This window comes from Corynebacterium breve (assembly GCF_030252165.1).
In the GTDB taxonomy this organism is placed as follows: domain Bacteria; phylum Actinomycetota; class Actinomycetes; order Mycobacteriales; family Mycobacteriaceae; genus Corynebacterium; species Corynebacterium breve.
The window spans coordinates 1870845-1883786 of record NZ_CP126969.1 but is presented as its reverse complement, the minus strand read 5'-3'; the positions used below and the strand labels follow the sequence as shown (position 1 = coordinate 1883786).

12 protein-coding genes and 2 tRNA genes are annotated in these 12942 nt (G+C 58.2%); 10 read left to right on the top strand and 4 right to left on the bottom strand.

The window, feature by feature from the left end:
- Positions 1-49: 49 nt before the first annotated feature.
- On the top strand, positions 50-808 hold the full coding sequence (locus QP027_RS09195; RefSeq protein ID WP_284824272.1) for an ABC transporter ATP-binding protein: 759 nt from the start codon (positions 50-52) through the stop codon (positions 806-808).
- Positions 808-3363 carry an ABC transporter permease gene (locus tag QP027_RS09190; RefSeq protein ID WP_284824270.1) on the top strand — a complete coding sequence of 852 codons (2556 nt, stop codon included), beginning with the start codon at positions 808-810 and terminating at the stop codon, positions 3361-3363. The genes QP027_RS09195 and QP027_RS09190 overlap by 1 nt, the downstream gene beginning before the upstream one ends.
- A gap of 5 nt (positions 3364-3368) precedes the next feature.
- Here the strand turns inward: QP027_RS09190 and QP027_RS09185 are convergent, their stop codons facing one another.
- The 3 genes from QP027_RS09185 to QP027_RS09175 are packed head-to-tail and all read right to left on the bottom strand — an operon-like array spanning position 3369 to position 5498.
- On the bottom strand, positions 3369-3725 hold the full coding sequence (locus QP027_RS09185) for a FluC/FEX family fluoride channel (RefSeq protein ID WP_284824268.1): 357 nt from the start codon (positions 3723-3725) through the stop codon (positions 3369-3371).
- Entirely contained in the window at positions 3722-4066 is a 345-nt protein-coding gene (locus QP027_RS09180) for a fluoride efflux transporter family protein (protein WP_284824267.1), read from the bottom strand. The genes QP027_RS09185 and QP027_RS09180 overlap by 4 nt, the downstream gene beginning before the upstream one ends.
- A 10-nt stretch (positions 4067-4076) precedes the next feature.
- Entirely contained in the window at positions 4077-5498 is a 1422-nt protein-coding gene (locus tag QP027_RS09175; RefSeq protein ID WP_284824265.1) for an alanine/glycine:cation symporter family protein, read from the bottom strand.
- A gap of 261 nt (positions 5499-5759) precedes the next feature.
- On the opposite strand from QP027_RS09175, the gene pgm reads away from it, so the two are divergent.
- The 6 genes from pgm (at position 5760) to QP027_RS09145 (ending at position 10023) form a co-directional block, all read left to right on the top strand.
- Positions 5760-7418 (top strand): phosphoglucomutase (alpha-D-glucose-1,6-bisphosphate-dependent), encoded by a 1659-nt coding sequence (gene pgm / locus QP027_RS09170; RefSeq protein WP_284824262.1) that lies wholly within the window; start codon positions 5760-5762, stop codon positions 7416-7418.
- Between the two features lie 136 nt (positions 7419-7554).
- Entirely contained in the window at positions 7555-8073 is a 519-nt protein-coding gene (locus tag QP027_RS09165; protein ID WP_349293192.1) for a MauE/DoxX family redox-associated membrane protein, read from the top strand.
- A gap of 49 nt (positions 8074-8122) precedes the next feature.
- Positions 8123-8854: a DsbA family protein gene (locus tag QP027_RS09160; protein ID WP_284824258.1), complete on the top strand. Its 732-nt coding sequence runs from the start codon at positions 8123-8125 to the stop codon at positions 8852-8854.
- A gap of 141 nt (positions 8855-8995) precedes the next feature.
- Positions 8996-9068, top strand: a tRNA-Ala gene (locus QP027_RS09155).
- A 28-nt stretch (positions 9069-9096) separates the two neighbouring features.
- Positions 9097-9169: transfer RNA gene (locus tag QP027_RS09150), tRNA-Ala, on the top strand.
- Positions 9170-9261: 92 nt separating this feature from the next.
- Complete coding sequence (locus tag QP027_RS09145; protein WP_284824256.1) at positions 9262-10023, top strand: fructosamine kinase family protein; 762 nt, start codon at positions 9262-9264, stop codon at positions 10021-10023.
- Here QP027_RS09145 and nadE read toward each other — a convergent pair.
- Positions 10020-10868, bottom strand: a complete 849-nt coding sequence (gene nadE, locus QP027_RS09140) for an NAD(+) synthase (protein WP_284824254.1) — start codon at positions 10866-10868, stop codon at positions 10020-10022. The genes QP027_RS09145 and nadE overlap by 4 nt on opposite strands.
- A 26-nt stretch (positions 10869-10894) precedes the next feature.
- On the opposite strand from nadE, the gene QP027_RS09135 reads away from it, so the two are divergent.
- Together QP027_RS09135 and ykgO are read left to right on the top strand one after the other, a co-directional pair.
- Positions 10895-12295: a sugar porter family MFS transporter gene (locus tag QP027_RS09135; RefSeq protein WP_284824252.1), complete on the top strand. Its 1401-nt coding sequence runs from the start codon at positions 10895-10897 to the stop codon at positions 12293-12295.
- 156 nt (positions 12296-12451) lie between these two features.
- Positions 12452-12574 carry a type B 50S ribosomal protein L36 gene (gene ykgO, locus QP027_RS09130; RefSeq protein WP_005511141.1) on the top strand — a complete coding sequence of 41 codons (123 nt, stop codon included), beginning with the start codon at positions 12452-12454 and terminating at the stop codon, positions 12572-12574.
- The last annotated feature ends 368 nt before the right edge of the window (positions 12575-12942 follow it).

The window sequence follows — 12942 nt, the reverse complement described above, 5'->3', positions numbered from 1 at the left end:
GAGCAAAGTACCATGTACGAAACAGATAGTTCAAGGGAGTTGCACCATCATGGGGAGACATCGTGCCGTAGAAGACGAACCTGAGGACATCGCCGCGCGCGCTATTGCTTTGTACAAGCAGTACGGCGAAGGCGAGACCGCGGTTGTTGCGCTTGATCATGTGTTTGTTGAGTTCGGACGCAACGAGTTCACCGCGATCATGGGGCCCTCAGGCTCTGGTAAGTCGACGCTTATGCACACGATGGCAGGGCTGGATTCGGCGACTTCCGGCTCGGCTTTCATCGGCGATACCGATTTGACGCGTCTCGACGACAAGGCGATGACCAAACTACGTCGCGACCGCCTTGGCTTCATCTTCCAGTCTTTTAACCTGGTGCCTACTTTGACGGCGGCGGAAAACATTACTCTCCCTTCAGATATTGCTGGTCAAAAGATTGACCAGAAGTGGTTTAACGAGATCACGTATCGCCTTGGCTTGACTCGCCGTTTGAATCACCGTCCGGCGGAGTTGTCGGGTGGACAGCAGCAGCGTGTGGCCTGTGCCCGAGCGCTAGTTTCCCGACCCGAGATCATCTTTGGCGACGAGCCCACGGGTAACCTTGATTCAAACTCGTCGCGTGAGGTGCTTGATATCTTGCGTCATGCTGTCGATTACGACGACCAGACCGTGGTCATCGTGACCCATGATGCGCGTGCCGCGTCTTATGCCGACCGCGTGATTTTCCTTGCCGATGGTCAAATCGTAAGCGAGCTTCGTGATCCAACCATTGACTCCATCTTGGCCTTGATGGCGGGATTCGATCAGTAATGGCTTCTACGATGCGAAAGGTGTCGCTGAGAAATATTGCGGCACATAAGCTTCGCCTGGCATTGACCGTCCTCGCCGTGGTGTTGGGCACGGCGTTTATCGCCGGCTCGTTCATGTTTACAAATTCCTTGTCGAACACTTTCGACTCGGCCGTAAACAATGCGTACAAGGGCGTCGATGTCGTGGTGGAGCCTGGACAGGGCAATCCGGGAGTGCCCCGCGATGTTGTCGACCAAGTGATTGCCGATCCCGAGGTTGCAAATGTCAACATTGCTGGGTCGACCACGGTCGTTGTGGCCAACGAGGACCGCGAAGCTTTCCAAACCGGCGGTGGCGCTTCGACGGTGACAACGTATTATTCCGGTGACGCGGTCGTCGGTAAGGCTGTCGAGTTGGTTGAAGGCAGCGCTCCAGCCGGCCCTGAAGAGGTTATTGCGAACAAGAAGGCCGCAGACAAGTTTGATCTCAGTGTTGGCCAGCGCATCATCATCGTTGATCCGGCGACGCAACGCGAGGCCACTGTTGTCGGGCTTTACGACGATGACCTGGACCAAGGCAGCTCGCTGAATTTACGCATGGCTGAGCCGGACTACATCGAAGCGTTTACCGACGGAATTTTCTTACCGTCGTTGTCGGTTGCTGCCGCGGAGGGCACCGAGGCGGAAGAGCTGGTGACGCATTTGTCACAGGCCTACCCCGATATGCGCGTGGAAACTGGCCAAAAGCTAGCCGACGATGCTTCGAAATCCATCGAAGAGGCGCTGAGTTTTGTCAACTACTTCTTGATTGCGTTCGGCCTCGTTGGCTTGCTGGTGGGAACGTTCTTGATCGCGAATACATTCTCGATGATCGTTGCGCAGCGATCCAAAGAATTTGCTCTGTTGCGTGCACTGGGTGCTGCGAAAGGCCAGATTACGCGTTCGGTGGTGGGGGAATCCATCATCGTGGGCTTGATTGGCTCAGCGCTCGGCGTGGCTGCTGGTGTGGGACTTGTGGCCGGCATCAAAATGCTGCTCGCCGCTTTCGGAACCCCACTGCCTGATTCCGGGTTGGGATTATCCACTAGCGCGGTTGCTGTGCCGATGGTGGTAGGCACTCTTGTCACAGTGATTTCGGCTTGGACCCCTGCGCGCCGTGCTGGCCAAGTCGAGCCCGTTGAGGCTATGCGATCGACCGAATCTTCATCGCCGCAGCCGTTGAAAAAGCGCACCATCTTCGGCATCGTGCTCATCGCAGTCGGCGTAGCACTGACCGCCGGGGCGATGTTCTGGGAAGACGGTTCGACTGGGAACCGCGCTTCACTCATTGGTGTGGCTACTGTCGCGGTAGTTATTGGCGTTTTCCTCGCGGGTCCTGCGCTCTCGCTGCCGCTGGTGCCGACGTTTGGTGCGCTAATCGGTTTGCCTTTCCGCGCGGTCGGCCGATTGGCTGCGACCAACTCCAAGCGCAATCCACGGCGCACTTCAGCCACAGCTTTCGCGTTGACATTGGGCATCGCTTTGGTCACCGCGATCGGCATGTTCGGCGCGACGACAAAAGCCTCGATCTCCAGTCTCGTAGAAAACGACATCAGCGCCGATTATGTTCTATCTGGCCCTGATTCCGGCGGGTTCCCTGTGCCCAACGACGTGCCGGAAGCAATCCGCGGGACCAGTGGCGTGGACAACGTCGTGTTTTACGCACAGGCCCCAGTGGCTGTCAATGGACAATTTGCCTACCAAGCTGGACCCCACAGCACCACAGACGTGATGAGCGGGGACCCGAGCCAACTGATTGCCCTAGAAGTCGAAGAAGGCACGGCGGACCTCACAGGCAACACAATCATTGCTCCGCGTGGAGTGGCAGATGCCCAAGGCTGGAACGTGGGCGACACCGTAGAGCTTTCCGCCCCCGCAGTGAGCACGGAAACATTGCAGCTCACCGTTGGCGGCATCTTCACCGAATCTCCGGTATTTCCGAGCTACCTGGTGTCCTACGATGCAGTTCAGGAACTAGTGCGGCCGCAAATGTCGTCGATCATGATGGTCGGAGTGAACAATGACGGCAGCGTCGACGACGATACTTTGCGCGCAAACCTCGAGGCTGCGGTGAAGGATTTCATCGTGGTGCAGGTACGCAGCACCGAGGAAATGTCCGGCTTGGCGTCAGTAGCGGTCGACCAAATGCTGTCGATTCTGTATGCGCTGCTAGCGTTAGCAATCGTCATCGCGATCCTAGGCATCGTCAACACCCTGACCCTTTCGGTGATTGAGCGACGCCAAGAAATCGGCATGCTACGGGCAGTAGGAACTCAGCGCAGGCAGATCCAGACGATGATTATCCTTGAATCCGTCCAGATCGCGGTATTCGGTACCGTCATCGGCATGGCAATCGGGCTCGGCTTGGGGTGGGCCTTCCTCACCGTCCTAGGCGATTCTGGCCTTGAAACCATCACGATTCCATGGACCCTATTGGTCATAATGCTGATTGGTTCGGTGGCAATCGGAGTACTCGCGGCGCTGTGGCCGGCGCGTCGCGCAGCCAAAACTCCGCCACTGGACGCGATTGCTGACTAATTCAACTACAGGTAGCCCCAAATTCGTGCGCCCCAAATCGTCCCACGCCATGCCGCAACCATGCCGACGGCCATCGTCGCAACAAAGTAGGTGGCAAGCATTGTCCATCGACGGGCAAGAACCAATTCACCGAACTGCTTGGCAAGCGTTGACCACGTGGACAGCGCGCCTGCGCAACCTGTCCCCAGCGCCAGTGGGACTATTCCGGGCCCGGTGATTGCCACACCGAGGATTACGCAGGCCACCATGTTTGCTGTCCAGGTTCCGACGAACTCACCGGGGATCTTCGCCAACGCCCAGCGTCCTAAACCTCCGAGGAACCCGCCGGCGACCACCGTGACAACGGCCAGCACCGCGGTCATAGGGTCCTGCCTCGGCGGTAGGCTTCGTCGCCAAGCAAAAATGCGCCTGTGCAGGCAACAAACGTCAATATCACGATGCTCGCGGCGCTCGGTGCGCTTGATTGGGAGGCGACGAGCGCCATGGCGGAGAAAGTTGTAAAGCCGCCGAGGACTCCGGTGCCCCAAAAAGCGCCGGGGCGCAGCAGCCCCATGGCGAAGCAGCCGAGGATGTTGATGGTGAGCGTGGCCCAGAGGTCGTCGATAAGCGGGGCGGAGAATAAAGAAAGCCCGTAGCGTGCCAAGGCGCCGAGAGCGGCGCCGGCACCTACGAGCAGGCCTTCTTTTGCTTGGGCGTTGATCACTTACATGATCTTACTTCCAGTCCATCTGCTGCTTTTCGACGAACGCGCGGACCTCTTCAGGGGAGCGGTTGAGCTTCGGGTCGAACTTGAGGTACTCGCGGGTTTCGCGGGCGACCAATCCAGAAAGGATCAGGAGACCGATGAGGTTTGGCAGTGCCATGAGGCCGTTTGCCAAGTCGGAGAAGGTCCAAGCGAGCTCGAGCTCGGTGGTTGCGCCGATGAAAACGACCATGGTGAAGAACAGGCGGTACGGCAGGGATGCCCACTGACCCAGCAGGGAGATGATGGAACGCTCGCCGTAGTATGACCAGCCGATGATGGTGGAAAACGCGAAGAAGATCAGCGAGACGGAGACGATGGTTCCGCCCCATTGCTCGCCGAGGACGGAAGAGAAGCCTGCCGCGGTCATCGTTGCAGCGTGGTCGGCGCCCTGATCCCAGACGCCGGAGGTGACGATGACTAGGCCGGTGATGGAGACGACGATCATGGTGTCGATGAAGGTCTGGGTCATGGAGACCAACGCCTGGCGGGTGGGGTGGGAAGTCTTCGCAGCGGCTGCAGCGATCGCAGCGGAACCCATGCCGGATTCGTTGGAGAAGATACCGCGGGCGACACCGTAGCGAACAACGGTCATGATGGCGGCTCCGACGAAGCCTCCAGCAGCGGAGGTTCCAGTGAATGCGTCGGTGAAGATGAGTCCCAGGGCGGCCGGGATTTCTCCTGCCATCAGGGCCAGCGCGATGAGGCCACCGGTGACGTAAACGAAGATCATCAGTGGTACGAACGCAGCGGTGATTTTACCGATCGCCTGGATTCCACCGAGCAAGGTCGCGCCGACAGCGACGAACATGATAATGCCGGAGATCCATGGATCGACGCCGAACGTGTCTTCCATGCCCGCTGCCACGGAGTTGCCCTGAGTCAAGTTGCCGATGCCAAACGAGGCGATGACGGCGAAGACGGTGAAGGAAAAAGCGAGGATCTGGCCGGTTGGGCCAGGAATGCCGCGACGCAGGTACTCCTGCGGGCCGCCAGCCTGTTCGCCGTTGGCATCGGTGGTGCGGAAGCGCACACCAAGATACGCCTCGGTGTACTTAGAGGCCATGCCGACTAGGCCGGTGAACCAGACCCAAAACAGTGCGCCTGGGCCACCGATGCTGATTGCGGTGGCAACGCCGACGATGTTACCGGTACCAACGGTGGCGGCGAGTGCGGTAGTTAGTGCCTGGTAGTTGGAGATATCGCCTTCGCCGGATTCGCGATCGTTGTCTACAAACGCGTGGCGCATGGCGCGGCCCAGCGTGCGGAACTGGATGCCGGACAGGCGGAAAGTGAGGAACAGACCGGTGCCCAAAAGAAGTGGGATCAAAAGCCACGGTCCCCACACGAAGGAGGACATGGCACCCAAGACGCTATTTAATGACTCAACCATGTGAAAAAACGTAGTGTGCCGTAGGCCACATCAACAATTAATGTCGACTGGTGGCACTAATGGCACCCCCTCATGAGGGTGGGGCGACGTATCACTCGGATCTCAATAGCGAATCGGGGGAGTGATCTGGGGTGAGCTGCGCGCGGATCACCCGCTTCCGTGGATAAAAGTAGGAAAAGCGACCAAAATGGGAAGAGAGCACTTTTTGTGACCCAACCATCTGGAACCACAGATCCCCATCATTGCCCAAGGAGCAGAGTCATGGCACACGAACGCGCAGGTCAAATTGCACAACCGGAAGATCTCATCGATATCGCCGAATTGGTTACCGCTTACTACACCCGTGACATCGATCCGAACAACCCTGACCAACAAGTGGCGTTTGGTACCTCCGGCCACCGTGGATCCTCGCTAGACAACGCATTCAATGAGCAGCACATTTGGGCAACCACCCAGGCAATCGTCGATTACCGCCGTGACAACAACATCGGTGGCCCTGTTTACGTGGGTCGCGATCCGCACGCGCTTTCCGAGCCTGCAATGGTCTCCGCGCTCGAGGTTCTCTTTGCTAATGACATCGCAGTGCTTGTCGACGACCGCGGTCGCTACACCCCAACCCCAGCGGTCTCGCACGCGATCCTGGCTCATAATGCGAAGCTGGATGGGGGAGTAACCGGCACCGATCCAAAGCGTGCCGACGGCATCGTGATCACCCCGTCCCACAACCCGCCACGCGATGGCGGGTTCAAGTACAACCCGCCATCAGGTGGCCCTGCGGATACCGACGCCACCGATTGGATCGCAGCACGCGCAAACGAGTATCTGCAGAAGGGCCTGGACGGCGTTCAGCGCACCCCGGTGACCGGCGTACTGGATGACCGTGCGACCAAGCACAACTTCATGGACAACTACGTGGCCGATCTGCCCAACGTTGTCGATATCGCAGCAATCCGCGAATCCGGCCTCTCCATCGGCGCAGACCCAATGGGCGGCGCATCCGTGGACTACTGGGGCGCAATCGCGGAGGCACACAAGTTGAACCTCACCGTGGTTAACCCGCTTGTCGACGCCACCTGGCGCTTCATGACTCTTGATACCGACGGCAAGATCCGCATGGACTGCTCCAGCCCGAACGCGATGGCGTCCCTGATCCACAACCGCGACAAGTACGACATTGCAACTGGCAACGACGCGGATGCTGACCGCCACGGAATCGTCACCCCGGATCACGGTCTGATGAACCCGAACCACTACCTGGCAGTAGCAATCGAGTACCTCTTTGCTAACCGCCCAGGTTGGGGCGAGGGCACAGCGGTGGGCAAGACCCTGGTGTCTTCTTCCATGATTGACAACGTGGTCGCATCGCTGGGTAAGAAGCTCGTCGAGGTGCCAGTTGGGTTCAAGTGGTTCGTCCCTGGCTTGATCGATGGCTCCGTGGGATTCGGTGGCGAGGAGTCCGCAGGCGCGTCCTTCCTTCGACTTGACGGCACCGTCTGGTCGACCGACAAGGACGGTCTTATTCTTGATTTGCTCGCGGCAGAGATCACCGCGAAGACCGGCAAGACTCCATCTCAGCGTTACGCGGAACTGGCGCAGGAATTCGGCGCGCCGTCCTACGCTCGTACCGATGCGGCGGCGAACCGTGAGCAGAAGGCAAAGCTCAAGGCTCTCTCGCCTGATGATGTGACCGCGACTGAGCTTGCTGGAGAGCCGATCGTCGCCAAGCTGACGAACGCGCCGGGCAACGATGCACCGATCGGTGGCCTGAAGGTTACCACCGAGAGCGCATGGTTTGCGGCGCGTCCTTCTGGCACTGAGGACAAGTACAAGATCTACGCGGAATCCTTCAAGGGCGAGGAGCACCTGGCGCAGGTCCAGAAGGAAGCTCAAGAGGTAGTTTCCGCAGTTTTGGGTCAGTAAGATACGCCTGCCATTCGGGCCGAAACAGGGGCTCCCTGGAAGAACACAATAGTTGACATGTAACCTTCCAGGGAGTTCACAGCGTGTGGAATGTTGCGATTACGAGACGTCGGCTAGAGTTTTCTGGGTGACCACGATGGAAAGTAACAGTAGCCAGAACGCTGGATCTGAAGTCTTCTTGGATGAGAAACCGGAGACGAATCCGGAGACCAAGAAGGATCGAATCCTCGACATTATCGCGGCGCTGTGCCGGTTTATCCTCGGTGGTGCGTGGGTTTATGCAGGCGCGACCAAGCTGGGCAACCACATGGTGATGACCCAGACGATCGAAGCCTATGAGATTTTCACCCCGTATTGGTCGAACATCCTGGCCCAGCTCATCGGGCCACTCGAAATCGCCGGTGGTCTCTTGTTGCTGGCAGGTTTGTGGATTCGCCCAGCAGGGATCGTGTCACTAGTCGTGCTGGCGCTATTTATGATCGGAATCAGCCAAGCGTGGTCGCGCGGACTCGTGATCGACTGTGGTTGCTTCAACCCAGCGCAATCCGAAGGCGGTATGGATTACCTCTTAACGCTACTGCGTGACGCGGTGTACGTGGTGATGACGGCGTTCATGATCTATCGCCCCTTCAAGCGGTGGGCGATTTACCCTTAAACCTATAATTAACGTATCTACTCCTCGAATTGCGCAAGGTGAAATATAAATGAGCAAGAAGGTTCAAAACCCGAATCAGAGCAGCAGCGCTGGCTTTATTTGGGCAATCGTTGCTGTCGTTGTAATCGCGGCAGTGGTTATCGGCATCTTCGTCTACAACAGCCGGAGTGAGAAAGCGGAAGCGCTAGCCGAGAACATGACGCCCGTCGAGGGCGTTGCGATGGAATACAACAAGGAAGAGGGCACCATCCACCTCATCGCAGAAGATGGTGCGGAGGATTTGCCTTCCGGTTCGGTTTTCGAAGACTTCTCCTGTGTTTATTGTGCTGAACTCTCTCAAGCAACCGACGCGGACATGCTTGAGAAGATCCAGGAAGGAAAGTTGCAGGCCGAGATCCGCCCCCTGAACTTCCTGGACCGCGGCTCCGAGGGTAACTCGACCAAGATTCTGGCTGCGGCGCTCGCGATCGCTGATTCCGGCGACGCGGAGGCTTACTGGAACTTCCGCGACACCATGATGGCGCAGCAGGCAGAGGTCTACAACAAGTGGTCCAATGAGGAGTTCGCTGACCTTGCTAAGAACTTCGGCGTCGAAAGCAAGACTGTCGACGCTATCATCAACGGCGATTACCTCGAAGAAGCCAAGTCCGTTGGCCAGGTCAACTACGACTTCTTGGATAGGGAGACCGGTTCGGTTTCCTCCCCACGTGTTCTCGTCGATGGTGAGGATCTTGAAGGCGAGAAGATGCAGAACTGGGTTAACGAGACTGCACTGCCGTAAAACAACTGGTCAATCCCCTGACACGGATGCCTCAGCGTTTCGTGTCAGGGGATTTTCGCGATTTGGAGGGCGTTTCGCCGGCGGGGTATAGTGTTCAAAGTCGCAAAACAAGTGGCCATAGGTAGGCACACAAGTTGACGCGGGGCATTGGCGCAGTTGGTAGCGCACCACAATGGCATTGTGGGGGTCAGGGGTTCAAATCCCCTATGCTCCACTCGATCAATTTCATACTTCCAAGACTTGGGGCATTGGCGCAGTTGGTAGCGCACCACAATGGCATTGTGGGGGTCAGGGGTTCAAATCCCCTATGCTCCACCCCGCGAAGACCTCGAATTGGGCCAGGTAACACGGCACCAGCTCGGGGTCTTTTTCATGTCTTCGTCCAATCCCGCACGTATCCTGGCCACATGGCAGCTTCGACGTTTACAAAAACTGGCACTAGCCCACACGCGGCCGCAGCGGAGGCAGCTGGCTTAGCCTGGCTGCGCGAAGGCTCCGAGTGCGTGGTCGAAGTCTTCGCAGTCGACGACGATGCCAACACGCTGACGATCCCACGTATCCCGTCCGCCCGCCCCACTCCCGAGGCGGCTTTTCGTGCCGGCGTAGAGCTGGCACAAGTCCATGCCACCGGTGCAACGGCGTTCGGAGCGCCCCCAGCAGGGTGGGAGGGGCCCAACTTCATCGGCCGAGTGCAGCAAGATTGCGTGCCGACGACCAACTGGGCCGATTTCTACGTCCACCAACGGGTGCTGCCTTTCGCATCTCAGGCGCTTCGCCGCGGGACGCTCGATGAAGCCGGATACGCGGTCGTCGATAAGGCGTGCCAAGCGCTGCTTGCGGAGGGGCAGTCTGCACCCGTGTCGAGGATTCATGGCGATCTGTGGGCTGGGAATCTCTTGTTTGGCCCCGATGGCCCGCACTTCATCGACCCGGCGGCACACGGTGGGCACGCGCTCACGGACATCGCGATGCTGGCATTGTTCGGGGCACCATACTTTGAGGAGATCGTTGCAGGCTACCAGTCACGTGGCGAACTTAGCGACGATTGGCGCGCCCGGATTCCCATTCACCAGCTGCACCCGCTGGCCGTGCACACGTTGACACATGGCAGTGGATACGCCGGCGAGCTGGTGCAGGCAGCGCAGCGTACGTTAGCGCTGCTTGGCTAGTCGCGCCACCACTGGTCGGTAGGTTCGACGGGAAGGTGACGCTTGTGCTGGCCGATGCGCCAGAGGTGTTCTAGGCGCTCGCGTGCCGCAACGGGCACCTCCTTGCCTTCGAGATAGTCGTCGATGTGCTCGTAGGTTACTCCGAGCGCCTCTTCGTCGGGAAGCGCTGGACGGTCGTCTTCCAGGTCTGCGGTGGGAACCTTGGCGTAGAGCTCGGGTGGGCAGTCGAGGTAGGCAAGTAGCTGGGCACCTTGGCGTTTGTTGAGGCCTCCCAGCGGCATGATGTCAGCGGCACCGTCGCCGAACTTAGTGAAGAAGCCAGTGATGTTCTCTGCCGCGTGGTCGGTGCCTAGGACTAGTAGTCCGTATTCGCCGGCGATGGCGTATTGAGCGATCATGCGCTGGCGTGCCTTGATGTTGCCCTTGTTAAAGTCGTTGAGTTCATCGGTGCCCAACGCTGCTGCTACGGCTGAGTCCATTGCGGTGGTGGCTGGCTCGATGTTGACGGTAACGCGCTTGTCAGGCTTGATAAAGTCCAGGGCTGCTTGGGCGTCGTCCTCGTCAAACTGCACGCCATGGGGGAGCCGGACAGCGTAAAAGACTGCGTCTGCACCTTGGGAGCGTCGCTTTTCCACTGCAAGCTGGGCAAGTTTTCCACCCAAGGTGGAATCTTGTCCGCCAGAGATCCCGAGCACGTAGCCTTTGGTGCCCGTTGCCGCTAGGTAATCCGCGAGAAAAGTCACACGTTTGTTTACTTCTTCTTCTGGATCGATCAAGGGGCGGGTATCCAGGGATTTTATGATCAGTTCTTGGGTGCGGTCGAGGTTATGGGACATGACTTTCATCGTAATAAGGGGGAAAGATGGTGCCCATGACATCTTCATCAATCACCCCCGCTGGGCCCCCTTCCCAAGAGAATCAGCGGTCACAGTCGACGTACGTGCGCATGGTTGCCGCGATCGCTGCGTTTGGCGGATTGCTGTTTGGCTACGACACCGGTGTGATGAGTGGCGCCCTATTGTTCATCAGTCCCGAATTTGGGATGACTGCAGCCGAGGAAGGTTTTGTCACCTCAATGCTGCTGGTCGGTGCGGCGGTAGGTGCGTTGACAGGCTCCGCGGTGGCGGATCGGATCGGGCGCAAGGCCACCCTGATAGTTGGTGGATTCATCTTTGTCGTCGGTTCGATCTGGTGTGCGCTCGCTGGTTCGGTGCACATGCTCGCGGCAGCCCGCACATTCCTCGGCGTGGCGGTGGGCGCGGTCAGCATTGTGTCGCCGATGTACATCTCCGAGATGGTCCCGGCAAAGGTGCGCGGCAAGTTGGTCTCCCTTAATACCTTGATGATCGTCGTCGGCCAGCTGTTGGCCTATCTTGTTAATTCGTTGCTGGCTCCGACCGGCAACTGGCACCTCATGTTGGGGCTGGCCGCGGTTCCGGGCGCGATCCTGATGTTCAGCATGATGTTCTTGTCGGACACGCCGGTATGGTTGGCGCGCCGAGGTCGGATCGACCAAGCTCGCGCCACGGCGCAACGCTCCGGGATGGAACTTAACGAGCTTACAGCGATCACTGCCACCGACACCGCGGAACGCCAAGCCCAGCAAGGGCAGTGGCGTGCCCTGCTCTCGCAGCGGTGGCTGCGGATTACCGTGGTCGTGGCGGCGGCGCTCGGCGTGACACAGCAGATCACAGGTGTTAATGCCATTGTGTATTTTGCTCCGACCATGATGAACCAAGTTGGTCTTTCAACCGAAAATTCTGTGTACACCTCGATCGTGATCGGCCTTGTCAGCGTCGTTGCTTGTTGGGTTGGGCTGCAGGTGATCGACCGAATTGGGCGCAAGAACCTGTTGACCATCGGTTTGACGGGCAATGTCATTTCCCTGTTGGTCTTGGCGCCGGTCTATGGTGCCGCTCACGGAAACCCAGCGCTTGCATTCGTGTCGTTAGGGCTAATGGCTGTGTTTATCGCCTTCCAGCAGGCGGCCGTTTCGCCGACGACGTGGCTGCTGATCTCCGAGCTCATTCCCACGCGAATCCGCGGGCTGGGGATGGGGCTTGCCGGCCTGGCCCTGTGGATGGCCAACTGGGCCGTGGCACAATTCTTCTTGCCGCTTGTGGAATCGCTCGGTGCTACCAACACCTTTGTCATGTTCGCCGCGCTCGGCGTGGTGGCATTGGGATTCGTTCGCGTGTGGGTTCCGGAGACGATGGGGCGCAGCCTGGAACAGGTCAGCGAGGATCTCCGTGGCCGTTACTCGAAGCAGTAGACCTAGGGAGGTTTTGTTCCTGTAGGGGTTTCGGGTAAAGTAACCCCTCGTGTCACGACTTGGCTCGTATGTTTTGCTCTGTACGGCCTGTTGTTGCGGAGATTTGTACCGTGCAAATCGTCCATTAATAACTCATTGAAAAGAAAGGAGCGCCCGATGAAGGTTCGCAAGTCGCTTCGGTCGCTGAAGAACAAGCCGGGCGCCCAGGTTGTGCGTCGCCGTGGCAAGGTCTACGTCATCAACAAGAAGGAGCCACGCTTCAAGGCTCGCCAGGGCTAAAGCTTCGGTTTCTAGCTACCCCGCGCTGTTTCGCTTCTCGACGAAATGGCGCGGGGTAGTTTTCTTTCTGTATTCTTTTCGGCGCGTCGGAAATGTTTAGGCATGACTACCCCCAATTTGGGGATCTATAATGATAAACCAGTAAGCCAAGGCTGAGTAGGCTATAAGAAATCGCACTGTTGTAACTCTGGGTGCTGTGCCCATGGTTGAAAGGCGAACTACATGTAGGTGATTCTGAAGATCCATCCTGGGAATTCCACGCGTGTAACTACTAGATGTTGTGTCTGTTGCTGAAATCTGACACAAAGTATAGTGTCGTTTCTTGTCAGTCGGAAGGACGCTCAACACTCCGAAACATCCCGGAATGA

Excerpts from the sequence above, each read along its gene's own strand:
- QP027_RS09195 (WP_284824272.1), top strand. The coding sequence starts at position 50 with ATGGGGAGACATCGTGCCGTAGAAGACGAACCTGAGGACATCGCCGCG.
- QP027_RS09190 (WP_284824270.1), top strand. The coding sequence starts at position 808 with ATGGCTTCTACGATGCGAAAGGTGTCGCTGAGAAATATTGCGGCACAT.
- QP027_RS09185 (WP_284824268.1), bottom strand. The coding sequence starts at position 3,725 with ATGACCGCGGTGCTGGCCGTTGTCACGGTGGTCGCCGGCGGGTTCCTC.
- QP027_RS09175 (WP_284824265.1), bottom strand. The coding sequence starts at position 5,498 with ATGGTTGAGTCATTAAATAGCGTCTTGGGTGCCATGTCCTCCTTCGTG.
- pgm (WP_284824262.1), top strand. The coding sequence starts at position 5,760 with ATGGCACACGAACGCGCAGGTCAAATTGCACAACCGGAAGATCTCATC.
- QP027_RS09165 (WP_349293192.1), top strand. The coding sequence starts at position 7,555 with ATGGAAAGTAACAGTAGCCAGAACGCTGGATCTGAAGTCTTCTTGGAT.
- QP027_RS09160 (WP_284824258.1), top strand. The coding sequence starts at position 8,123 with ATGAGCAAGAAGGTTCAAAACCCGAATCAGAGCAGCAGCGCTGGCTTT.
- QP027_RS09145 (WP_284824256.1), top strand. The coding sequence starts at position 9,262 with ATGGCAGCTTCGACGTTTACAAAAACTGGCACTAGCCCACACGCGGCC.
- nadE (WP_284824254.1), bottom strand. The coding sequence starts at position 10,868 with ATGAAAGTCATGTCCCATAACCTCGACCGCACCCAAGAACTGATCATA.
- QP027_RS09135 (WP_284824252.1), top strand. The coding sequence starts at position 10,895 with ATGACATCTTCATCAATCACCCCCGCTGGGCCCCCTTCCCAAGAGAAT.
- ykgO (WP_005511141.1), top strand. The coding sequence starts at position 12,452 with ATGAAGGTTCGCAAGTCGCTTCGGTCGCTGAAGAACAAGCCGGGCGCC.